At 74.9% G+C, this 22,034-nt stretch carries 20 protein-coding genes; 2 read left to right on the forward strand and 18 right to left on the reverse strand.

The features are described from left to right. Positions 1–131 precede the first annotated feature (131 nt). The 7 genes from ribH to rpe all read right to left on the reverse strand — a co-directional run bounded on the left by ribH (position 132) and on the right by rpe (position 6,599). Positions 132–629 carry a 6,7-dimethyl-8-ribityllumazine synthase gene (gene ribH / locus ACGFIG_RS22150; RefSeq protein ID WP_393005691.1) on the reverse strand — a complete coding sequence of 166 codons (498 nt, stop codon included), beginning with the start codon at positions 627–629 and terminating at the stop codon, positions 132–134. A gap of 2 nt (positions 630–631) precedes the next feature. Then, positions 632–1,897 carry a bifunctional 3,4-dihydroxy-2-butanone-4-phosphate synthase/GTP cyclohydrolase II gene (locus ACGFIG_RS22155; RefSeq protein ID WP_393005692.1) on the reverse strand — a complete coding sequence of 422 codons (1,266 nt, stop codon included), beginning with the start codon at positions 1,895–1,897 and terminating at the stop codon, positions 632–634. 156 nt (positions 1,898–2,053) lie between these two features. Continuing rightward, the gene (locus tag ACGFIG_RS22160) at positions 2,054–2,752 is read right to left on the reverse strand and encodes a nicotinamide riboside transporter PnuC (protein ID WP_393005693.1); all 699 of its coding nucleotides are present in this window, start codon (positions 2,750–2,752) and stop codon (positions 2,054–2,056) included. Further along, positions 2,752–3,483 (reverse strand): riboflavin synthase, encoded by a 732-nt coding sequence (locus ACGFIG_RS22165; protein ID WP_393005694.1) that lies wholly within the window; start codon positions 3,481–3,483, stop codon positions 2,752–2,754. Before ACGFIG_RS22165 ends, ACGFIG_RS22160 begins: the two co-directional genes overlap by 1 nt. Position 3,484: 1 nt before the next feature. Next, positions 3,485–4,546 (reverse strand): bifunctional diaminohydroxyphosphoribosylaminopyrimidine deaminase/5-amino-6-(5-phosphoribosylamino)uracil reductase RibD, encoded by a 1,062-nt coding sequence (ribD, locus tag ACGFIG_RS22170; protein ID WP_393005695.1) that lies wholly within the window; start codon positions 4,544–4,546, stop codon positions 3,485–3,487. A 414-nt stretch (positions 4,547–4,960) separates the two neighbouring features. Next, the gene (locus ACGFIG_RS22175) at positions 4,961–5,917 is read right to left on the reverse strand and encodes a response regulator (RefSeq protein ID WP_210834620.1); all 957 of its coding nucleotides are present in this window, start codon (positions 5,915–5,917) and stop codon (positions 4,961–4,963) included. 1 nt (position 5,918) lies between these two features. Next, positions 5,919–6,599 (reverse strand): ribulose-phosphate 3-epimerase, encoded by a 681-nt coding sequence (gene rpe / locus ACGFIG_RS22180; RefSeq protein ID WP_393005696.1) that lies wholly within the window; start codon positions 6,597–6,599, stop codon positions 5,919–5,921. A 261-nt stretch (positions 6,600–6,860) separates the two neighbouring features. On the opposite strand from rpe, the gene ACGFIG_RS22185 reads away from it, so the two are divergent. Together ACGFIG_RS22185 and ACGFIG_RS22190 are read left to right on the forward strand one after the other, a co-directional pair. Further along, positions 6,861–7,748 carry a septum formation family protein gene (locus tag ACGFIG_RS22185; RefSeq protein ID WP_393005698.1) on the forward strand — a complete coding sequence of 296 codons (888 nt, stop codon included), beginning with the start codon at positions 6,861–6,863 and terminating at the stop codon, positions 7,746–7,748. 110 nt (positions 7,749–7,858) lie between these two features. Further along, the gene (locus ACGFIG_RS22190; RefSeq protein WP_393005700.1) at positions 7,859–8,749 is read left to right on the forward strand and encodes a septum formation family protein; all 891 of its coding nucleotides are present in this window, start codon (positions 7,859–7,861) and stop codon (positions 8,747–8,749) included. A 105-nt stretch (positions 8,750–8,854) separates the two neighbouring features. On the opposite strand, the gene ACGFIG_RS22195 is transcribed toward ACGFIG_RS22190, so the two are convergent. The 11 genes from ACGFIG_RS22195 to ACGFIG_RS22245 form a co-directional block, all read right to left on the reverse strand. After that, positions 8,855–10,594 (reverse strand): M28 family peptidase, encoded by a 1,740-nt coding sequence (locus ACGFIG_RS22195; RefSeq protein ID WP_393005702.1) that lies wholly within the window; start codon positions 10,592–10,594, stop codon positions 8,855–8,857. A 163-nt stretch (positions 10,595–10,757) separates the two neighbouring features. Beyond that, positions 10,758–12,407, reverse strand: coding sequence for a transcription antitermination factor NusB (locus ACGFIG_RS22200; RefSeq protein ID WP_393005704.1), 1,650 nt, complete (start codon positions 12,405–12,407; stop codon positions 10,758–10,760). Continuing rightward, positions 12,404–13,330, reverse strand: coding sequence for a methionyl-tRNA formyltransferase (gene fmt, locus ACGFIG_RS22205; protein WP_393005706.1), 927 nt, complete (start codon positions 13,328–13,330; stop codon positions 12,404–12,406). Before fmt ends, ACGFIG_RS22200 begins: the two co-directional genes overlap by 4 nt. A gap of 4 nt (positions 13,331–13,334) precedes the next feature. Then, the gene (def, locus tag ACGFIG_RS22210; protein ID WP_393005708.1) at positions 13,335–13,895 is read right to left on the reverse strand and encodes a peptide deformylase; all 561 of its coding nucleotides are present in this window, start codon (positions 13,893–13,895) and stop codon (positions 13,335–13,337) included. A gap of 41 nt (positions 13,896–13,936) precedes the next feature. After that, positions 13,937–15,208, reverse strand: coding sequence for a cytochrome P450 (locus ACGFIG_RS22215; protein ID WP_393005710.1), 1,272 nt, complete (start codon positions 15,206–15,208; stop codon positions 13,937–13,939). Positions 15,209–15,293: 85 nt separating this feature from the next. Further along, positions 15,294–16,277: an AAA family ATPase gene (locus ACGFIG_RS22220; protein WP_393005712.1), complete on the reverse strand. Its 984-nt coding sequence runs from the start codon at positions 16,275–16,277 to the stop codon at positions 15,294–15,296. A 245-nt stretch (positions 16,278–16,522) separates the two neighbouring features. Then, complete coding sequence (locus ACGFIG_RS22225; RefSeq protein ID WP_393006298.1) at positions 16,523–18,589, reverse strand: primosome assembly protein PriA; 2,067 nt, start codon at positions 18,587–18,589, stop codon at positions 16,523–16,525. A 71-nt stretch (positions 18,590–18,660) separates the two neighbouring features. Next, the gene (gene metK / locus ACGFIG_RS22230) at positions 18,661–19,854 is read right to left on the reverse strand and encodes a methionine adenosyltransferase (protein WP_393005714.1); all 1,194 of its coding nucleotides are present in this window, start codon (positions 19,852–19,854) and stop codon (positions 18,661–18,663) included. An 88-nt stretch (positions 19,855–19,942) separates the two neighbouring features. After that, positions 19,943–21,151, reverse strand: coding sequence for a bifunctional phosphopantothenoylcysteine decarboxylase/phosphopantothenate--cysteine ligase CoaBC (gene coaBC / locus ACGFIG_RS22235; protein ID WP_393005716.1), 1,209 nt, complete (start codon positions 21,149–21,151; stop codon positions 19,943–19,945). 14 nt (positions 21,152–21,165) lie between these two features. Then, on the reverse strand, positions 21,166–21,429 hold the full coding sequence (rpoZ, locus tag ACGFIG_RS22240; protein ID WP_007075826.1) for a DNA-directed RNA polymerase subunit omega: 264 nt from the start codon (positions 21,427–21,429) through the stop codon (positions 21,166–21,168). Positions 21,430–21,475: 46 nt separating this feature from the next. After that, entirely contained in the window at positions 21,476–22,009 is a 534-nt protein-coding gene (locus ACGFIG_RS22245) for a guanylate kinase (protein WP_393005718.1), read from the reverse strand. Between the last annotated feature and the right edge of the window lie 25 nt (positions 22,010–22,034).

The following is a 22,034-nucleotide window of genomic DNA, read 5'->3' on the forward strand; positions in this document are numbered from 1 at the left end:
CCCGCTCACCGACCGGGAACGCCGCGCGGCGGCGGTGCGTCCCCGGTCGGCAGCCGCCTGCCTCTCCTGGCCAGCCCGGCCGGACGCACGGCTCGGCCGGGTCCGGCGGGTTCCCCGAGGTGCGGCGGGGGTCAGCCGCCGAAGCCGACCCGGTGGCCGTCGCCGGCGAGGTTGCGGATCGTCAGCGCGGCGTCGAGCGCCGCGACGGTGGCCGACCAGCCCTTGTCCTCCGCCGAGCCGGGCAGCCCGGCCCGGTCCCGGGCCTGCGCGAGGGTGTCGACGGTGAGGACGCCGTGCGCGACCGGCTTGCCCTCGTCCAGCGCCACCCGGGTCAGCCCGTCCGTCACCGACCGGCAGACGTAGTCGAAGTGGGCCGTGGCGCCCCGGACCACGACGCCGAGCGCGACCACCACGTCGCAGCGCCGCGCGAGGGCCTGGGCCACCACCGGCAGCTCGACCGAACCGGCCACCCGGGCGGTGACCGCACGGGCCCCGCACGCCTCGGCGGCGGCGACCGCCCGGTCGAGCATGTGGTCGGTCAGCTCGCCGTGCCAGCGCGCGGCGACCACGCCGACGGTCATCCCGGCGGCGTCGACCGCCGTGACGCCCGGTTCACCGAAACCCGCCATGCCTACGCTCCGATCTCGTCGCCGAGGACCGGGCGACCCATCGGGGCCTCGGTCACCTCGTCCAGCTCGTCCAGCAGGTGTCCCATCCGGTCCCGCTTGGTGCGCAGGTAGCGCACGTTCTCCGGGTGCGGGCGCACCGGCAGCCCTTCACGGCCGGTGACGGTCAGCCCGTAGCCCTCCAGGCCGGCGCGCTTGGCCGGGTTGTTGGTGAGCAGCCGCATCGAGCGCACCCCGATGTCGTAGAGGATCTGCGCGCCGGTGCCGTAGTCGCGGGCGTCGGCCGGCAGGCCCAGGTCGAGGTTGGCGTCGACCGTGTCCCGGCCCTGGTCCTGCAACTGGTACGCCTGGAGCTTGTGCAGCAGCCCGATGCCACGGCCCTCGTGGCCGCGTACGTAGAGCACCACCCCCCGGCCCTCGCGGGCGACCCGGTCCAGCGCGGCGTCGAGCTGCGGGCCGCAGTCGCAGCGCACCGAGCCGAACACGTCACCGGTGAGGCACTCGGAGTGCACCCGCACCAGCACGTCCCGCCCGTCGCCGATCTCGCCCATGACCAGGGCGACGTGCTCGGCCGAGTCGTGCTCGCTGCGGTAGCCCAGGGCCCGGAACACGCCGTGCCGGGTGGGCATCCGGGCGTCGGCGACCCGCTCGACCTGCTTCTCCGTCCGCCGCCGGTACGCGACCAGGTCGGCGATGGTGACGAGGGTCAGCGCGTGCTCGGCGCAGAACTTCTCCAGGTCCGGCACCCGCATCATGGTGCCGTCGTCGTTGACCAGCTCGCAGAGCACGCCGGCGGGGCGCAGCCCGGCCAGCCGGGTCAGGTCGACGGCGGCCTCGGTGTGGCCGGGCCGGCGCAGCACGCCGCCCTCGCGGGCCCGCAGCGGCACCACGTGCCCGGGGCGGGCCAGGTCGGCCGGGCCGGTGCCGGGGTCGGCGAGCAGCCGGATGGTGTGCGCCCGGTCGGCGGCGGAGATGCCGGTGCTGACGCCCTCGCGGGCGTCGACGGTCACCGTGTAGGCGGTGCCCCGCCGGTCCTGGTTGGTGTGGTGCTGCGGCGGCAGGTCCAGCCGGTCGCACTCGCTCTCGGTCAGCGGCGCGCAGATGTAGCCGGACGTGTGGCGCACCATGAACGCGAGCAGCTCCGGCGTCGCCAGCTCGGCGGCGAAGATCAGGTCGCCCTCGTTCTCCCGGTCGGCGTCGTCGACCACGACGACGGGCCGGCCGGCGGCGATGTCCGCCACCGCCTGCTCGATCCTGCCAAAGGTGGTCATGCCGGCACTCCGCTTCGCTCCGTGCCGCCATGAGGCACCACCGCACTGAGCCTGATGATTCGCTCGCTCCGCTCGCTCATGCCGGCACTCCGCTTCGCTCCGTGCCGCCATGAGGCACTACCGCACTGAGCCTGATGATTCGCTCGCTCCGCTCGCTCATGCCACGGCCTCCGAGTAGGTCGACGGGATCGGGGCGGGCGCCGGGCGGGCGACCCGCGAGGTGCGCCACCAGGAGACCAGGCCCCAGGCGCAGAAGGCGCCGTAGACGAGGTACATGGCGGCCGAGGGATAGAACCCGCCGCGCAGCAGCAGCGGCACGCCGACCGCGTCGACGGCGATCCAGATGAGCCAGAAGTCCACCCAGCCGCGCGCCATGCCGTAGGTGGCGAGGAGGCTGCCGGTGAGGATCCAGGCGTCCGGCAGCGGCCCCCAGGAGCCGAGGGCGGCGAGCACCGGGTACGCCGCGGCGGTGCCGATCCCGGCCGCGAGCAGCAGGCCCAGCCGTTCCCGGCCGGTGGCCCAGCGGGGCGCCACCGCCGTCCCGTCGCCGTCGACGCCCCGACGGCGGTGGCGCGACCAGCGCCACCAGCCGTAGACGCTGACCGAGAAGAAGAAGACCTGCCGGCCGGCCTGCCCGTAGAGGTCGTGCGCCTGCGGGGTGGCGAAGACGCCGCCCAGGAAGACGGTGAGCAGCAGCGCGTTGCCGATCATGCCGACGGGCCAGGCCCAGACCAGGCGGCGGAGGCCGAACAGGGCCGATGCCAGCCCGAAGCCGTTGCCGACGATCTCCCGGACCAGCACGGGCGAGCCGGCGATGTCGACCTGCGCGTCGAGCAGCCAGCCGAACGGGCCCATCAGGCCACCTCACCGGCGCCGTTGCGGCCCGCGGCGCCGGGCCGGAGCCCGCCCAGGCCCGCCGCGTCGAGGCCCGCCGCGTCGAGGCCCACGCCGCCGACCGGCCCTCCACCCGGCGGGCCGTCGACGGGGTCGGTCAGCCGGGCGCCGAGCAGCCGCTCGACGTACTTGGCGAGGACGTCCACCTCGAGGTTGACCGGGTCGCCGACGCGGCGGGCGCCGAGCGTGGTCAGCTTCAGCGTGGTCGGGATCAGCCCCACCGAGAACCAGTCCGCACCGACGTCGGCAACGGTCAGCGAGACGCCGTCGACGGTGATCGAGCCCTTCTCCACCACGTACCGGGTCAGGGCGGCCGGCAGCCGGAACCGGACCGTCTCCCACTGCGCGGCCGGCTCCCGGGCGAGCACCTCGCCGACGCCGTCGACGTGCCCCTGCACGAGGTGCCCGCCGAGGCGGCTGCCCAGCGCGGCGGCCCGCTCCAGGTTGACGGTGTCGCCGGCGCGCAGCGCGCCCAGCGCGGAGCGGCGCAGGGTCTCCCCCATGACGTCCGCGGTGAAGATCCCGTCGGAGACGTCGACCACGGTCAGGCAGACGCCGTTGACCGCGATCGAGTCGCCGTGCCGGGCGTCCGAGGTGACCAGCGGGCCGCGCAGCGCGACCAGCGCCGAGTCACCCGCCGTCGGAGTGACCCGGACGACCTCACCCAACTCCTCGACGATGCCGGTGAACATGTCAGCCCTCCCTCTTGCGGGGCAGCGCGGTGATCCGCAGGTCGGGTCCGACCTGCGTGACGTCGACGTACTCCAGGTCGATGGCCTCGGCGATGGTGGTCACCCCGGCGTCGACCAGGGCGGTCGGGCCGGCGCCGAGCAGCCGGGGCGCGACGTAGCCGACGATCTTGTCGACCAGGCCGGCGGCCAGGAAGGCGCCGGCCAGCTTCGGGCCGCCCTCCAGCAGCGCGGCGCGGACCCCGCGCCCGTGCAGCGCGGCGAGCAGCGCCGGCAGGTCGACCCGGCCGTCGGGCCCGGTCCCGACCTCCGCCGCGGTGGCGATCCACGTGCGGGCCGCGGCGTCGCGGACGCGGGCGTCGGCCGGCGTACGTCCCTCGGTGTCCACCACCACCCGCAGCGGCTGCCGGATGGCGAGCGTGCCGTCGCGCAGGTTGCGGGCGGTGAGCCGGGGGTCGTCGGCGAGGACCGTGCCCACCCCGGCGATGACCGCGTCGACCGTGCCGCGCAGCGCGTGCACGTCCATCCGGGCGGCCTCGGAGGTGATCCACATGCTGGTGCCGTCGGCCGCCGCCGACCGGCCGTCCAGCGTCGCGGCGAACTTCCAGATGACGTACGGCCAGCCCCGGCGCATCGAGGTGAGCCAGGCGATGTTGCCGGCCTCGGCCTCGTGGGCGCGTACCCCCGTGTCGACCTGGAGCCCGGCGGCGCGCAGCGTGGCGGCGCCCCCGGTGGCGAGCGGGTTGGGATCGGGCACGGCGATGACGACCCGGGCGACGCCGGCGCGCACGAGCGCGGTGCTGCAGGGGCCGGTGCGGCCGGTGTGGTCGCAGGGTTCCAGGGTGACCACGGCGGTGCCGCCGCGGGCCCGCTCACCCGCCTGGGCGAGCGCGACGATCTCGGCGTGCGGCCCGCCGGCGTAGGCGTGGAACCCCTCGCCGACCACCTGCCCGGCCGCGTCGAGCAGCACGCAGCCCACCACCGGATTGGGGCTGGTGGTGCCGAGACCCCGCGCGGCGAGTTCCACCGCGCGACGCATCGCCTCGTCGACGGAGACGCCGGCCATGCCCTGCCCTCTCACTCGCCGGTCACGCGCGGGCGGTCACGGGAGGCAACGGCATGGGGCCGCAAGCGTGCGGCGGCGGATTCCGGGTACGGCGCGGCCGCCCCGGGGGGCGCGCACGGCACGCTGAACTCAGCGGCCGGGCAGGGCCCGTCCGTCCCGCGCGCTGTCTCCCATCCGGACTGTCTGGGGGCGGGGGTTGCCCGCTCCCAACCGTCGGCCCCGGATTCTCACCAGGTCCACCGGGCGGCACGAGGCCGACCGGGTCGCGGGCTTATCACGGTCACACCGTGGATCACCGCCGGTTCGGAATTACACCGAGTCCCGCCAGCGCGTGGTGGGTACACGGGCAGTCTTACACGCCGGACGGGGGGTCGCGCCACCCGGGCGGCACACTTCACAGCAACAGCGCACGAATCAGGTAACGCCGCGCCGCCGGTCCACCGCCACGTACGAGCCGGGCTGACTCTTGGCCACCGTCTTCATCTCGGAGGCGACCGCGATCGCCTCCAGCGGGTCGGTGAAGCGCTTGCCGGAGTCGGAGAGGCTCACGCCGATCGAGAGGGTGACCAGGGCGGCCCGCCGGATGTTGCCCCGGCGGTCCTTCAGCTCCACGTAACCGCGCGCGGCGTCGACCGGGTCGTAGAGCGAGTCGGCGGCCTTCTCGAAGTCGGCGGAGACCCGGGAGGTGAGCGGCCGGACCTGCTCGGGGGCGCAGACGATCACGAAGTCGTCCCCGCCGACGTGACCCAGGAAGGCCGGGGGCAGCCCCACCGAGACCACCGCCCGGTGCAGGCTGCGGGCCAGGGCGGAGATGAAGTCGTCACCGCGGACGAAGCCGTACCTGTCGTTGACGCTCTTGAACCGGTCGATGTCGATGTAGCCGACGGCGTAGTCGACCCCGCTGCGGACCCGGTCGGAGATCTCCCGGCGGATCCGGCTGTTGCCGGGCAGCCCGGTCAGCGGCGAGACCTCGCGGAACTCCTTGTTGCGGCGCAGCGTGGAGCTGACCCGGGCGACCAGCTCGGCCGTGTCGAAGGGCTTGACCAGGTAGTCGTCGGCGCCGGCGCTGAGCCCGTGCACCTTGTCCACCGTCATGCCCTTGGCGGTCAGCATGATCACCGGCAGGGCCGAGGTCATCGGGTCGGCCCGCAGCCGCCGGGTCAGTTCCAACCCGTCGATGCGGGGCATCATCAGGTCGACCACCGCCAGGTCGGGGCGCTGGCGCTCGATGACCTCGAGCGCCTCCTGCCCGTCGCTGGCGTGGATCACCTCGAAGCCGTGCAGGCGGAGGTTGAACTCGACGAAACGCGCGATGTCCTCGTCGTCGTCGACGACGAGGATCACGTCCTGGCGGTCGCCGGCCGGTTCCACGTCAGGCCCCGGGCGCGGCGCGTTCCGCGAGTGCCCGCAGCTTCCGCACGGCCTCGGCGGGGTCGTCGGCGCCGTAGACGGCCGTGCCGGCGACGAACGCGTCGGCACCCGCCTCGGACGCCTGGGCGATGGTGTCGGCGGCGATGCCACCGTCGACCTCGATGCGCAGTTCGAGGTGCCCGGCGTCGACGTGCCGACGGGCCGTACGGACCTTGTCCAGCAACTGCGGGATGAACCGCTGCCCGCCGAAGCCGGCCTTGATGGTCATGATCAGCAGCGTGTCGAAGCTCGGCAGCAGCTCCAGGTAGGGCTCGATCGGGGTGTCCCGGTCGATCGCCAGCCCGGCCTTGGCCCCCGCCGAGCGCAGGTCCTTGGCCAGGGCCACCGGGTCGTCGCACGCCTCGGCGTGGAACGTGACGTTGTACGCCCCGGCGTCGGCGTACCCGGGCGCCCACCGGCGCGGATCCTCGATCATCAGGTGCACGTCGAAGGGCAGCTCGGTGGCGGCCCGCAGGCTCTGCACCACGGGCAGTCCGATGGTCAGGTTGGGCACGAAGTGGTTGTCCATGACATCCACGTGCAGCCAGTCCGCGGCGTTCTCGACGGCGCGGACCTCTTCGGCGAGACGGGCGAAATCGGCGGCGAGGATGCTGGGCGCGACGATCAGCGGCGGTACGGTCACGGGGCCAGTGTACGAATGCGCCCGACGGTCACCCGCAGCGCGCCACCCGTCGGGACACCCACCGGGACACCTGGTGACCCGGCGGTGACCAGTGGTGCAGAATTGGCCTCCCGGCGCGGTGGAACCGGACGAAGCGCCATCCGGGACTGGCCGAACGACGGAAACGCGGCGAGACTCCATCAGGGACGGTGACGTGCCCCGTACGCCCCGCGCGGTGCCCGGCGGCGGTCGACGCGTCAGCTCCTCCGGAAAGGGCGGACGATGCGACGGTGGCTCGCGGCGCTGGCGCTGGCCGGCACGCTGACGGTCCTGCTGTCCGGCTGCGTACGACCCGGCGGGGCCGACGGTGACCTCACCGACGACTGGCCGGCGCTGCGGGCGCCGCAGTTGTTCGTGCCGGCCACGGACGCCTGCCTGCCCCGGATCGCCGCCGTCGTGCAGGCCCGCACCTACGAGGCGGTGGACTGCTCCCGCAACCACCTGGCCGAGACCGTGCACGTCGGCAGGTTCACCGGCCCCGCCGCCGCCGGCGAGCGACCCGAACCGGGCTCGGCAGCCCTGCGGCCGGCCCGCGCCGAGTGCGACCAGCGCGCCCGCGAGGTGCTCGGCGGCGACTGGCACGCCGGCCGCGTCACCCTCACCATCGCGCTGCCCGCCACCGCGGCGTGGCGCGGCGGCGCCCGCTGGTTCCGCTGCGACCTGAGCGAGACCGGCAGCATCGACAACACGCGGCCGGTGAACCGCACGGGCAGCCTGCGGGGCGCGCTGGTCGGCGACTCCCCGCTGCTGCACCGCTGCTTCGACCCGAAACTGATCGGCGACAACCTGAACTACATGGCGCCGGTGCTGTGCACCGAGCCGCACCGCGCCGAGTTCGTCGGCGTCTACGTGGAGCGGGACATGACCTGGGCCGAGTTCGGCCGCTCCCACCGGCAGGCGCACACGCGCTGCATGGCGCTCATCGCCTCCTTCGCCGAGCTGCCCAACAACGCCGACCTGCCGTACCGGGCCGGTTCGATCTTCTATCCCCCGTCGCAGCGGGAGTGGCAGGAGGGCGACCGGGGGGTGCGGTGTTTCCTGTGGAGCGACGACCGGAAGCTGACCCGGTCGATGCGGGGCGCCGGGCCGCAAGGGTTGCCCGCGAGCTGAGCGAGGGTGCCGTATGCTGCCGCACCGTGGCGTGTCCGGCGGCGTCCGCGCGGCCGGGACCGCCGCGCCGGCCGCCGTCGGGTGCGGTCCACGAACGGCGGGAGGTCGGGATGCGACGGTGGTGGACGGCGGCCACGGTGGGCGCGGTGGCGGTCCTGGCGCTCACCGGTTGCGCCACACCGGCCGGCACCGACCGTGACCTGACCGACGACTGGCCGGCGCCCGCCGCGCCGCAGATGTTCGTTCCCGCCGCCGGGGTCTGCCACTCCAGCGTGCAGGACGTCGGCTACCTCACCGCCTACCACCCCGTCGACTGCGCGCTGTCGCACCGCACGGAGACCGTGCACGTCGGCACGCTGACCGGTGCGGCCGCCGACCGGACCACGCCCCCGCCGGCCGGTTCGGCGGGCATGCGCGCCGCCCGCGCCGAGTGCGACGGGAAGGCCGAGGAGGTGCTCGGCGGCGACTGGCGCTCCGGCCGGCTCGGGCTCAACGTGGTGCTGCCGTCGCCGCAGGCGTGGGGCGGTGGCGCCCGCTGGTTCCGCTGCGACCTGAGCGAGCAGACCAGCCTCGACGAGGCCGGCGTGCAGGACCGGACGGGCAGCCTGCGCGGCGCGCTGACCGGCGCCGCCCCGCTCGCCCACCGCTGCTTCAACCCGACGGTACGGGCCGACGACGTGCGGGAGATGGTGCCGGTGGCCTGCACCAGCAAGCACCGCGCCGAGTTCGTCGGCATCTGGCAGGCCCCCGACACCAGCTACGACGCCTTCACCCGCGACACCCGCAAGGTGCACCGGGCGTGCCGGACGCTGATCGCCAGGTACGCCCGGGTGCCGGACAACGGCGACATGCAGTACCGGGCCGGCACGATCTACTACCACCCCTTCGAGCGGGAGTGGCGCAACGGCAACCGGGGCGTGCAGTGCTTTCTCTGGGTCAGCGACCGCAACCTCACCCGGTCGGTGAAGGGCGCCGGCACGAAGGGCCTGCCGGTCACCTGAGGGCCCGGTCACCTGACAGCCCGGACCGCCTGGAACGCGGGCGCACCGCCCGGCACGACGCGAGTGGGGCGGCCACCGAGGTGACCGCCCCGACCCCTGCCGCCGCTAGCTGGCCTGCAGCGTCACGTCGTCGATGACGAAGCTGGTCTGCAACGAGACGTCCTCGGTGCCGGTGAACTTCAGCGTGACGGTCTGGCCCGCGTAGCCCGCCACGTTGAACGACCGCTGCGTGTATCCGGCCGCCGCGTTCAGGTTCGAGTACGTCGCCAGCGTGGCCGTGCCCACCTGCACCACCAACCGGTCGTACGCGGTGCTCGTCGTCGTCTCGGCCGTGTCGATGTGCAGCCAGAACGACAGCGTGTAGGTCGTGCAGCCCGCCGGGATCGTCACCGACTGCGACAGCGTCTCCGTCCGCGTCGAGCCGTAGCCCAGCAGCCACGCCTTGTACGTACCGGAGCGCGCCGGCTGGGCGGCGTCGTTCGTGATCACGCCGGACGACGCCGTCCACGGCGACGACCCGCTCTCGAACCCGCCGTTGCCGATCAGCTGCCCGCCCGCGCAGCTGCCGCCCCCACCGACGGTCAGCGTGTAGCTGGCGGAGCGCGTGGCGCCGGAGCCCGTGCCGGTGACCGTGACGGTGAAGGTGCCGACCGTGGCCGAGGCCGACGCGCTGAGCGTCAGCGTGGCGGAGCCGCCGGAGGTGACCGACGACGGGCTGAACGACGCGGTGACGCCCGTCGGCAGGCCGGTCGCCGACAGGGCGACCGTCTGGGCCGTACCGGCGGTGGTCGCCGTGGAGACCGTCGCCGTGGTCGACGCGCCCCGCTGCACCGAGCCCGACGTCGGGCTCACCGCGACGGAGAAGTCGTTGGTCGCCGAGCCCACGGCGGTCTGCCAGATGGCGTACGCGATCCCGTCGGCGCTGCGGTTGAGCACCGTGGCGCTGATGTTCGAGGTGGTGTCGCAGGAGCGGTGGTAGCACGGGTCGTACGCCGAGCCGGACGTGCCGCCCCACTTGGTGGCCTGCGCCGCGGTCTTGCGGGCGCTGGCGCCCGCGGCGTACCCGGAGGTCTGGATGCCGGCCTGCGCGAACGGGTAGTCGTCGGAACGGCCCTGGCCCTCGACGTTCTCCTCCGGCTGGAGGTTCAGCGAGTCCCAGTACGCCTTGAGCGGCGCGGCGGTGGCGGAGGTGATCCGGTTGATGAAGTAGCCGCCGTTGGTGGAGCCGATCATGTCGAAGTTGTAGTAGCCCTTGATGTAGCCCCGCTGGGTGGCGGTCAGCGAACGGACGTAGAAGTCCGAGCCGTTGAGGCCCTGCTCCTCGTCGGTCCACCAGGCGAACCGGACCCGCTTGGTCATCGGCGGGTTCTGCTGGGCCAGCACCAGCGCGTTCTCCAGCAGGGCCGACGAGCCGGTGGCGTTGTCGTTGATGCCGGGGCCGGCGGAGACGCCGTCGAGGTGCGAGCCGAACATGACGACCTGGTCGGCGGGGCCGCCCGGCCACTCGGCGATGAGGTTGTTCGACCGGTACGTGCAGTCGGTGCAGACCTGCTCGGTGACCGTGTACCCGGCGGCCTGGAGCTTCGCCTTCACGTACGCGACGGAGGCCGTGTAGCCGGCGCTGCCGGCCCGCCGGTTGCCGCCGTTCTGGGTGGCGATGGTCTGGAACTGCGTGAGGTGGGCCTGGACGTTGGCCACCGCGATGTCCGGCGCGGCCAGGGCCTGCGCGGCGGGCGCGAGCAGACCTGCGGCCGGGGAGGCCGACGCCGGCCCGACGGCCGGCGCCACCGCGCCGGCGGCGAAGACGGCGAGTGCGGCGCCAACGGTCAGGATTCTTCGTTTCATGGACACTCCTCGATAGGTGACGACTGATGATGTCACCTCGGAGCGTGTTTGGGGAGACAGTGGACGGACGACGGCGCCCGGGCCGCCGGGCGCGGTGCGCCGCTACGGACCCGGGCGTCGCCAAGCCGGCCCGATCAGGGCCGGTACGTCCCGTACGCCCCGCTCAGGTGCGGCGGAGCATCGCGAGGAACATCGCGTCGGTGCCGTGCCGGTGCGGCCACAGCTGCACCGTCGGCCCGTCGCCGAGGCCGGGCATCCCCGCCGGCAGCAACGGCCGGGCGTCGACGAAGTCGACCGGCACCCCCGAGCGGCGGGCCGCCTCGGTCACCGTCACGTGCGTCTCCACGGTGTGCGGGGAGCACGTCACGTAGGCGACCAGCCCGCCCGGCCGGACGGCGCGCAGCGCCGCCGCCAGCAGTTCGCGCTGCAACCGGGTCAGCGGCGGCAGGTCCGAGGGCTGGCGCCGCCAGCGCGACTCCGGCCGGCGGCGCAACGACCCCAGCCCCGTACAGGGCGCGTCGACGAGCACCCGGTCGAAGTGCGCCTCCGGCAGCTTCGGGTCCGCGCCGACGCTGCGGCCGTCGGTGTGCAGCACGGTCACCGGCAGACCCCGGGTGGCCTGCTCGACCAGCCGGGCCCGGTGCTCGGCGACCTCGACCGCCGTCAGCCGCGCGTCCCGCTGGGCGGCCAGGGCGCCCAGCAGGCCGGACTTGCCGCCCGGGCCGGCGCACAGGTCCAGCCAGCGCCCGTCCGGGCCGTCGAGCGGCGCCGCCGCCAGGGCGTTGGCCACCAACTGGGAGCCCTCGTCCTGCACGTGGGCCCGCCCCTGGGCGAGCGCCGGCAGATCGCCGGGCGCCCCGCCGGAGAGATAGACGGCGTACGGGGAGAAGGCCCCCGGTGCGCCACCGACCTCGTCGGCCAGCTCCGCCGGGTCGGCCAGCCCCGGCCGGGCGCACAGGTGCACCGGCGGGCGCTCGTTGTCCTCGATGAGCAGCCGGGTGGTCTCGCCGAGGTCGCCGCCGAGCGCCTCGGCGAAGGCCCGCACGATCCACTGCGGATGGCTGTACGCCAGAGCGAGGTGCCCGATCGGGTCGCTCTCGGCCGACGGGGCCAGCTTGGCCACCCAGGCGTCGGCGTCCCGGCCGGCCACCTCGCGCAGCACCGCGTTGGCGAAGCCCGTCGCGCCGGCGCCCACCGACCTGACCAGGTCGACGGTCGACGAGACCGCGGCGTGCGCCGGCACCCGCGTGTGCAGGAGCTGGTACGCCCCGAGCCGCAGCGCGTCGCGTACCGGCGGGTCGATGCGCTGCACGTCCCGCCCGGCGGCGTCGCTGAGGATCGCGTCGAGGGTGCCGAGGTGGCGCAGCGTGCCGTAGGTCAGCTCGGTGGCGAAGGCGGCGTCCCGGCCGACCAGCCCCGCGTCGCGCAGGAGCGACGGAAGTGCCAGGTTCGCGTACGCGTCGTCGCGGTGCACCGCCGCGACCGCCTCGTAGGCCACCTGGCGGGGCAGGTCCACCGCCGGGCGGGCCGGACGCCGGGCACCGTCGCGGCGGTCACCGCCGGCCCGCGCGCCCCACTGCCCGCCGCGCGCCGGCCGCTCGCCGCGCTGGCCGCCCGAGGGGCGCTCGAAGCGCCCGCCGGAACGCTCGCCGCGTCGTTCCCCGTCGAAGCGCCCGCCGCGTCGTTCACCCTCGGGGCGCCCACCGCGTCGCTCACCGTCGAAGCGCTCGTCGCGCCGTTCCCCTTCGGGGCGCTCGCCGCGTGGCTCGGCGGAGAAGCGGTCGCCCGAGGGCCGTTCCGATGGGCCCGTCACGCGAGTTCCTCCCCCGCGGAGACCCGGACGCCCCGCGCCCAGTCGGTCGCCGGCATCGCCCGCTTGCCCGCCGCCCGGACCTCGCCGAGCCGTACCGGCGTGGTGGCGGTGCCGGCCAGCACCCGGGACTTCTCCACCAGCAGCTCACCCGGCTTCAACTCCGGACCGTCGGGCACCGGCGTGACCGGGCCCAGCTTGACGCGCTCCCCCCGGAACGTCGTCCACGGGCCGGGCGCCGGGGTGCAGGCCCGGATCCGGCGGTCGACGGCGAAGGCGGGATCGGACCAGCGCACCCGGGCGTCCTCCACGGTCAGCTTCGGCGCCAGCGACACCCCGTCGGCGGGCTGCGGCTCGGCCCGGGCGGTGCCGTCGTCGATCGCGTCGAGAACGGCCACCAGCAGGCCGGCGCCGGAGTGGGCCAGCCGCTCCAGCAGGTCGCCGGACGTGTCGGTGGGGCGGATCTCGTCGGTCAGCGTGCCGTAGACCGGGCCGGTGTCCAGCCCTTCCTCCAGCTGGAACACGCTCGCCCCGGTCAGCTCGTCGCCGTGCAGCACGGCGTGCTGCACGGGCGCGGCACCGCGCCAGGCGGGCAGCAGCGAGAAGTGCAGGTTGATCCACCCGTGCCGGGGGATCTCCAGGGCGGCCGGCGGCATCAGCGCGCCGTAGGCCACCACGGGTACGCAGTCGGGAGCCAGTTCGCGCAGCCGCTCCTGGAACTCCGGCTCGCGCGGCCGGGCGGGGGTGAGCACCTCGATCCCGTGCTCGTCGGCCCACGCCCCGACGGGGGAACGGGCCAGCCCGCGCCCGCGCCCCGCCGGAGCGTCCGGCCGGGTGACCACGGCGAGCAGTTCGTGGCGGGAGGCCGCAACGGCGGCCAGGGCGGGTACGGCGACGGCCGGCGTACCGGCGAAGATCACGCGCACGGGCTCACCGCCCCAGACCGAAGGGGCTGCCGGCCGCGTGCGGGCTGAGCTTCACCGTCGGTGGGGCGCCCGCGTCGTACCACTCCGCCTGGCGGATCGCCTTCATCGCCGCCTTGCGCCCGGCCGGGTCCAGCCGGTCCACGAAGAGCACCCCGTCGAGGTGGTCGGTCTCGTGCTGCACGCAGCGCGCCATCAGCCCCGTGCCGACGATCTGCATCGGGTCGCCGTAGCTGTTGAAGCCCTTGGCGATCACGTTCTGCCGGCGCTTGGTGTCGAAGTAGAGCCCGGGGATGGACAGGCAGCCCTCGGGGCCGTCCTGTTCCTCGGCGTCGGGAAACTCCAGCACCGGGTTGACCAGGTGGCCGACCACGTCGTCGACGTCGAAGGTGAACACCCGCAGGCCCACACCGAGCTGCGGCGCGGCGAGGCCGGCGCCGTTCTGCTCACGCATCGTGTCGGTCAGGTCGGCGACGAGCTTGCGCAGCTCGACGTCGAAGTCGACCACCGGATCGGCCGGCGTGCGCAGCACCGGATCCCCGAACAGACGGATGGGCTGGACGGTCACTCGGCATGGCTCCTTCGGCGGGCGGGCTGGGCCGTACCAGTCTACGGAGTGCCGCCGGCCGCCCCGGCCGGCGTACCGGGACGCGGCGCGGGTGGTGGGGTGTCGATGATCACCGGGAGGCTCTCGAAGCCCCGCAGGACCAGCCGGGACCGGTGCCGCGGCGGGGCGGCCACGGCCAGCCCCGGCAGCCGGCGCAGCAGCAGCGGGAAGGCGACCTGCGCCTCCAGCCGGGCGAGGCCGGCGCCCAGGCAGTAGTGCGGGCCGGCGCCGAAGGACAGCGGATGGCTCTGGGCCCGCCACGGGTCGAAGCGCTCCGGCTCGGGGAAGCGCCGGGGGTCCCGGTTGGCGGCGGCGAGCAGGACCAGCACCCAGGCGTCGGCGGGCATCTCGACGCCGGCCACGGTGACCGGCGCCTCGGTCACCCGGGTGGTGAGCTGCACCGGCGGGTCGTAGCGGAGCAGCTCCTCGACGTACGCCGGGGCGAGCTCCGGGTGCCCGCGCAACGCGTCGGCCGCGCGCGGGTGCGCCAGCAGCACGGCGAGGCCGTTGCCGAGCAGGTTGGTGGTCGTCTCGAAGCCGGCGACCAGCAGCACGATCAGGTTGGCCAGCAGTTCGTCGCCGGAGAGCCGCTCGCCGTCGGTGTCGTGCACCCGCACCAGCGCGCTGGTCAGGTCGTCGCCCGGCGCGCGCCGGCGGGCCGCGACCAGCTCGGCGAAGTAGTCGCGCAGCTCGACCGCGCCCCGGTCGGCCACGGCCAGCTCCTGCGGCGTGATCTCCGGCTCCAGCACCCCGGTCAGGTCGGCCGCCCAGCGCCGGAACAGCGGCCGGTCCGCCGCCGGCACGCCGAGCAGCGCGCAGATCACCCCGACCGGCAGCGGGTACGCGAACTCGGCCAGGAAGTCGACGGGCTCGCCGCCGGCGCCCCGCCGCGCCATGGCGTCGATCAGCTCTTCGGCCTGGGTCGCCACCACCTCGCGCATGGCGGCGATCCGGCGCGGGGTGAAGGCGCCCGCCGCGAGTCGGCGCATCCGGCTGTGGTCGGGCGGGTTGGTGCGCAGCATCGACCGGGAGATCGACGCGATGGCGGGGCTCTCCCGCCAGCCCGGCAGGAACCGGTCCCGCAGCCCGTCGTCGAGCACCCCGACCCGGGGGTCGCGGAGCAGCTCGTCGGCCTCGGCGTAACCGGTCACCACGTACATCGCCGGGCCGGTCTGCACCACCGGCCCGAGGGCGCGCAGCCGCTCGTAGGTCGGGTAGGGGTCGATCCGGCCCTGCGGCGACATGAGCAGCGCGACCGCGTCGGCGGCGTCCATGGGCGGCCTCCCGTCCGTTGCCGGAAGACCCATCATGCCCCCGACGACGGCATCCGGCTGCCCCGCGCGGGCGCGGGCGGGCGGCTCAGACGCCGCTGCCCGGCTCCCCGGCCAGGACCGCGTCGCCGCCGAGCAGGGCGTGCTCGGGCAGCGGCAGCTCGATGGAGTGGGCGGCCTCCCAGTCGTGGATCAGGCCGGGTCGCGCCTGGGCGGCGAAGTAGTCCACCGCGCTCATCCCGCCGACCACCGGCTCGTCCACCTCGGCGACGAGCCGCGCCGGCACCAGGCGGAAGCCGCTCTGCAGGGCGGCGCTGAGGCGGCGGTGCCCGTCGACGACGAAGAAGTACTCGCCGGTGTAGCCGATCCGCAGCGGCTCCAGCGCCTCGTCCCCGGCGGCGGCCACCTCGCCGACGAACTCCGAGTCCCACAGGTCGCGCAGGTGGCTGACGTCCTCGGTCGGGTAGACCCGGGCCGGGTCGAGCAGCAGCAGCGGCGGGGCGTCGCGCAGCACGTCCGCGCAGAGCCGGCCCTCGTACGCGTCGATGATGTGCTCGATGACCTCGGCGGCCGAGGCGCGGGTGGTGTCGCAGATCAGGTCGTAGTTGCGCAGCCGGGCCTTGTCCACCCCGTAGCGGACGATGAACCGGCCCCGCTCGCTCTCGCTGCGCTCCCGCAGCTTGACCTTGGCCTCCTCCATGGAGGCGTAGCTCTCCGCCGGGCCGGAGGGGCGGGCCAGCACCCGGCGGGCCGCCTCGCCCGGCTCGGTGATCATGTGCACCTTGAGCGCGTCGGTGAAGAAGTGCCAGGCCAGCCGGGAGTCCATGACCAGCCGCTCGCCCGAGGCCGCGATGTCGCGCTGGAGCTGGTCGACGTAGCCGTCGACGGCCTGGTCCAGCTCCGCGTGCAGGTTGAGCTGGAGCGCGGTCATCTGCCGCTCCTGCGCCATCTGCCGGTAGAGGTCACCGACGCTGACCCGGCGCAGGCCGAGCCGCTCGGCGATCTCCACGGAGACGGTGCTCTTGCCGCTGCCGAGGTCACCATTGAAGACGATCGACTGACGAATGGTCACGACTGGTCCACCCCTGATCACCGGCTGTTTGACATCATCGACATCGCGCCGAACCGACGCGCTCCCGCCATCGTCTCGCGATCCTGCGGCAACTCCAGCTCGGCGTGTCTGACGCCACGCCGTGACCTGGAGCCGTCGTACGCCCGGGCATGACGGGCGATGCTATCACCCGTCCACCGAGGCCCCACCGGACACGGCGTGCGACGGCGGCCCAGGTCGGACGCGCGGGGCAGCGGGCCCGCCGGTCAGAAGAGGGCCAGCGGGTCGACCTGGAGGCGGACCGGATCGGCGGCCTTGCGGGCGGTCCGCACCCCGGCCGCCGAGTGCAGCGCGCCGGCCAGCGCGGCGGCCCGGGCCCGCGGCACCCGCACCAGCATCCGTTCCCGTTCCCCGTCGGCCGGCACCGGCCCGAGCAACTCGGCCTCCGCCGGCAGCCGGGCCTCGGCCAGCAGGTCCGCCACCGCGGCCGGCAGCCCGGTCACGCTGGCCATCCGTACCGCGGGCGGGAAGCCCAACTCCCGCCGCTCGGCCAGCTCCCGCGCGGCGAACCAGCCGGCGTCCCAGCGCAGCAGCGCCTGCACGGGCGCCAGCGCCCCGTCGGCGACCACCACCACCCGGCCGCCGGCCGAGGCGGGGCGGGCCAGCGCGGCGGCCGCCAGCCAGCGGCGCAGCGCCTCCTCCCCCGCCCGCAGGTCGGCCCGGGTGAGCAGGGCCCACGAGTCGAGCAGCAGCACCGCCCCGAAACCCCCCTCGGCGACCGGCTCGGCGCCGGGGGTGGCGATGACCAGGCCGGCGCCGCCCGGCACCGTGGCCAGCACCTCCTCCCGCCCAGAGGTGCGCACCGGCACGCCCGGGAAGGCCCGGCCCAGCTCCTCGGCGGTACGCCGGGCGCCGGTCACGGAGGCGCGCAGCCGCCGCCCGCCGCACTCCGGGCAGGCGTACGCGGCGGCGGCCCGCCCGCACCAGCGGCAGGCGGGGCTGCCCTCGGCCGACGGCAGCGCGAGCGGCCCGGCGCAGTGCGGGCAGCGGGCCGGGGTGCGGCAACCGGCGCAGGCCACCGAGGGCAGGTAGCCGCGGCGGGGCACCTGGACCAGCACCGGCAGGTCGGCCCGCAGCGCCTCCCGGGCGGTGGTCCAGGCGAGGCTGGGCAGCCGGGCGGTGGCCGCCCCCGGGTCGCGGGCCAACTGCGGGTCGTCGCCGGTGGGCGCGATCGCCGGCATCCGCGCCCGCACCGTCGCCCGGTCGGCCACCACCTCGCGGGCCCACCCGGTCTCCACCAGCAGCTGCGCCTCGGCGGTGCGGGTGTACCCGCCCACCAGGGCGCCGGCGTCGTCGAGCTGGGCGCGGGTGAGCAGCACCTCGCGGGCGTGCGGATAGGGAGCGCGGGGCTCGGCGTGCAGGTCGTCGCCGTCGTCCCAGATCGCCACCAGCCCGAGGCGGGCGACCGGGGCGAACATCGCGGCCCTGGTGCCGACGACCACTGCCACGTCGCCGCGCCGGGCGGCGAGGAAGGCGCGGTAGCGCCGGGCGGGGCCGAGCGCGGCGGAGAGGCAGACGTGCCGGCCCGGTCCCAGGGCGTCGCGCAGGGCCGCGTCGAGACGGTCCAGGTCGCGGTTGTCGGCGACGACCACGACCGCGCCCCGGCCGCCGGCCACGGTGGCGGCGACGGCCTCGGCGTAGCGGGCGGGCCAGTCCTCCCCCGGCAGCGCCGACCAGACCGCCCGGGGGGCCCGCCCGTCGGCGAGCGCCCGGAGCAGGGCCGGCCCGGCCGGGTAGTCCCGCCAGGCGTCGGACGCCGGACCGGCCGGCACGGCGGGCTCTCCGCCCAGGGCTGTTCCCGGCGCGGCGGGCTCGCCCGGGTCCGCTGCCGATGCGGCGGGATCACCCGGGTCCGCTCCCGGCGCTGCCGGTCCTTCGTCCGAGGCGGCCGGCGCCGAGCCGGGGGAAGCCAGGCCTTCGGCCGGGCCCGCCGGAGCTGGGCCGGGGTCGGCGGCGCGGGCGCGGACGTCCTTCTCCACCCGGGCGTGCCGGGGCGGGACGGCGAGGCGGAGCACGTCGGCGAGGCCGCCGGCGTAGCGGTCCGCGACCGCCCGGGCCAGCCGGGCGACCTCCGGCGCGAGCACCGGCTCGGGCGAGACGACCTTCTCCAGGTACGCCAGCCGGCCGGTGTGCCCCGAGTCGTCGGCCCGCTCCAGCAGCCAGCCGTCGACGAGCTGCCCCGCGAAGCGGACCTTCACGCGGACGCCGGGGACGGCGTCGGCGTCCAGCTCGGCCGGGACGAGGTAGTCGAACGGGCGGTCCAGGTGGGCCAGGGGAACGTCGACGCAGACACGAGCGACCGGCGACCCGTCCGCGGGTCGCCGGTCGCTGCGCCTGGTGCCGGTCAGGCTCCCGCGGCCGACTTGAGGTCGGCGGCCCGGTCGGTGCTCTCCCAGGTCAGCTCCGGCAGCTCCCGGCCGAAGTGGCCGTAGGCGGCGGTCTGCTGGTAGATCGGGCGGAGCAGGTTGAGGTCCCGGATGATGGCGGCCGGGCGCAGGTCGAAGACCTCCGAGACGGCCTTCTCGATCGAGGCCACCGGCACCGTCTCGGTGCCGAACGTCTCGACGAAGAGGCTGACCGGGTGGGCCTTGCCGATCGCGTACGCGACCTGGACCTCGCACCGCTCGGCCAGGCCGGCGGCGACCACGTTCTTGGCCACCCAACGCGTCGCGTACGCCGCCGAGCGGTCGACCTTCGACGGGTCCTTGCCGGAGAAGGCGCCACCGCCGTGCCGGGCGTAACCGCCGTAGGTGTCCACGATGATCTTGCGGCCGGTCAGGCCCGCGTCACCCATCGGGCCACCGATCTCGAACCGGCCGGTCGGGTTGACCAGCAGCCGGTAGCCGTCGGTGTCGAGGCCGAGGCTCTCCAGCTCCGGGGCGATGACGTGCTCGCGCACGTCCGGGGTGAGCAGCGAGTCCAGCGAGATGTCCGCGGCGTGCTGGCTGGAGACGACCACGGTGTTGAGCCGGACGGGGCGCAGCCCCTCGTACTCGATCGTGACCTGGGTCTTGCCGTCGGGACGCAGGTACGGGATGGTGCCGTCCTTGCGGACCTGCGACAGCCGCCGGGCCAGCCGGTGCGCCAGGGCGATCGGCAGCGGCATCAGCTCCGGGGTCTCGGAGCAGGCGAAGCCGAACATCATGCCCTGGTCGCCGGCGCCCTGCGCGTCCAGTGCGCTCTCCGACGCCCCGGTACGCAGCTCGAAGGCGTTGTCGACGCCCTGCGCGATGTCCTCGGACTGGGCGCCGATGGAGACACTGACACCGCACGAGGCCCCGTCGAAGCCCTTCTTCGACGAGTCGTAGCCGATGTCGAGGATGGTCCGGCGGACGATGGTCGGAATGTCGGCGTACGCCTTGGTGGTCACCTCCCCCGCGATGTGCACCTGGCCGGTGGTGATCAGGGTTTCCACGGCGACGCGGCTGCGCGGGTCCTCGGCGAGCAGGGCGTCGAGGATTCCGTCGCTGATCTGGTCAGCGATCTTGTCCGGATGACCTTCCGTGACCGATTCGGAAGTGAAGAGGCGGCGTGTCACGGCACTCCTAAAGTGTGGAAGTCGTTCCGCGGCAGTGTAGTCATCCGCGGCATGTCCCGGCCCCTTCGGTCGTGCCCGGTTCCAGCCGTCAGGAACGGTTGGGCAACCGGGCCACCACGAGGTCCCAGACGCCGTCGGCGAGGTCCTCCTTGGACCGCTCGGGCATCCGGCTGACCGAGCCGTCCGCGCCGATGACCGTCGCCGCGTTGGTCTCGGCGCCGAAGACCTTGTCGGGCCCGACCTCGTTGATCACGATGAGGTCGGCCCGCTTGCGGGCGAGCTTGGCCCGGCCGTTGGCCTCGGCGTCGCCCGTCTCCGCGGCGAACACCACCAGCACCTGCTCCGGGCGACGGCGCCGGCCCAGCTCGGCCGCGATGTCCGGGTTGGTGACGAGCTCGATGGTGGGCGCACTGCCGTCGTCCGACTTCTTGATTTTGCCAGGCGCGTAGGTCGCCGGACGGAAATCGGCCGGAGCCGCCGCCATCACCACCGCGTCGGCCTCGGCCGCCGCCGCCAGCGTCGCCTCGCGCAGCTCGCCGGTGGTGCCGACGCGGACCAGGTCGACGCCGGCGGGATCGGGCAGCGAGACGTTGGCCGAGATCAGCGTGACCCGGGCGCCCCGGGCCACCGCGCAGCGGGCGAAGGCGTAGCCCTGCTTGCCCGAGGAGCGGTTGCCCAGGAAGCGGACCGGGTCGAGGGGCTCGCGGGTCCCGCCGGCGGTCACCACCACGTGCCGCCCGGCCAGGTCGGCGGGGGCCGCGACGCCCCGGCCCAGCGCCCGGCGGGCGACCGCGAAGATCTCCGCCGGGTCGGGCAGCCGGCCCTTGCCCGTGTCGGCCCCGGTGAGCCGGCCGACGGCGGGCTCGATGACGCGCACGCCCCGCGCGCGCAGCGTCGCGACGTTGGCGACCGTGGCGGGGTGCTCCCACATCTCGGTGTGCATGGCGGGGGCCAGCAGCACGGGGCAGCGGGCGGTCAACAGCGTGTTGGTGAGCAGGTCGTCGGCGAGGCCGTGGGCAGCCTTGGCCAGCAGGTCGGCGGTGGCCGGGGCGACGACCACCAGGTCGGCCTGCTGCCCGAGGCGGACGTGCGGCACCTCGTGCACGTCCGACCAGACGTCGTCGGCGACGGGCTGGCCGGAGAGCGCGGCCCAGGTCGGGGCCCCGACGAAGCGCAACGCCGACGCGGTCGGCACGACCCGGACCTGGTGGCCCGACTCGGTGAAGAGCCGCAGCAGCTCACACGCCTTGTAGGCGGCGATGCCACCGCCGACCCCGAGGACGATCCGGGGGGACATCGGCGCGCGGCGGGTTACGGCTGGTCGGTCGGCTCAGCGGTGAGCAGGCCCGCGTTGATCTCGCGCATGGCGATGGAGAGCGGCTTCTCCTGCGGCGTGGTCTCGACCAGCGGGCCGACGTATTCCAGCAGCCCCTCGCCGAGCTGGCTGTAGTAGGCGTTGACCTGGCGGGCACGCTTGGCGGCGAAGATCACCAGCGCGTACTTCGAGGTCGTCTTCTCGAGAAGCTCGTCGATCGGCGGGTTGGTGATGCCTTCGGGGTTTGCGATGGATCCCACGAATTAACCTCTGCGTCTATCGCACCACGCGCGGCGGTGCTGGCGCTCAACCGCGCGGGGGCGGTGGCGCCGGAGCCAGGAAAGAAGAACCGGACAAGCCTACCAGCTCGTCTACGACGGGCCCGGTGAGGTCGTGCGCGAGGGTGTGTTCGAAGGCGGCCAGCGTGACCTGGCGGGGAACGATCCCCGGCGGGTGCAGCAGCACCAGCCGGGCGTCGGGCAGGACCGCCCGGACCAGCAGCGCCCCGGCGATGTCGAGGCCGATCAGCACCGGCTGACCGGCGGCGAGGCGGGACCGCAGGGGCGCGAGGGGGGTGCCGCGCCGGTGGGGCCCGATCCGGCTCCACTCCAGCAGTTCCCCGGCGGTGACCATCCGGTCGAACTCGGCGGGGGCCAGGAAGAGCCGGTCGACCCCGTCCAGCTCGCGCTCCCGACGGGGGCGCGTGGTGGCCGGTACCGGCACCCAGACGGACGGAGAACGCGCCCGGACGCGCTCGACGACACTCTCCGTGCCGGAGCCCGAAGGCCCCGTCAGGACAGTGAGCCGAGCCGCCGGGCGCGCCTCGTCATCCGTGCTCACTGCTTGTTTCTACACGCAGCCAGGC

It is taken from the genome of Micromonospora sp. NPDC049048, assembly GCF_043197615.1.
Taxonomy (GTDB): domain Bacteria; phylum Actinomycetota; class Actinomycetes; order Mycobacteriales; family Micromonosporaceae; genus Micromonospora.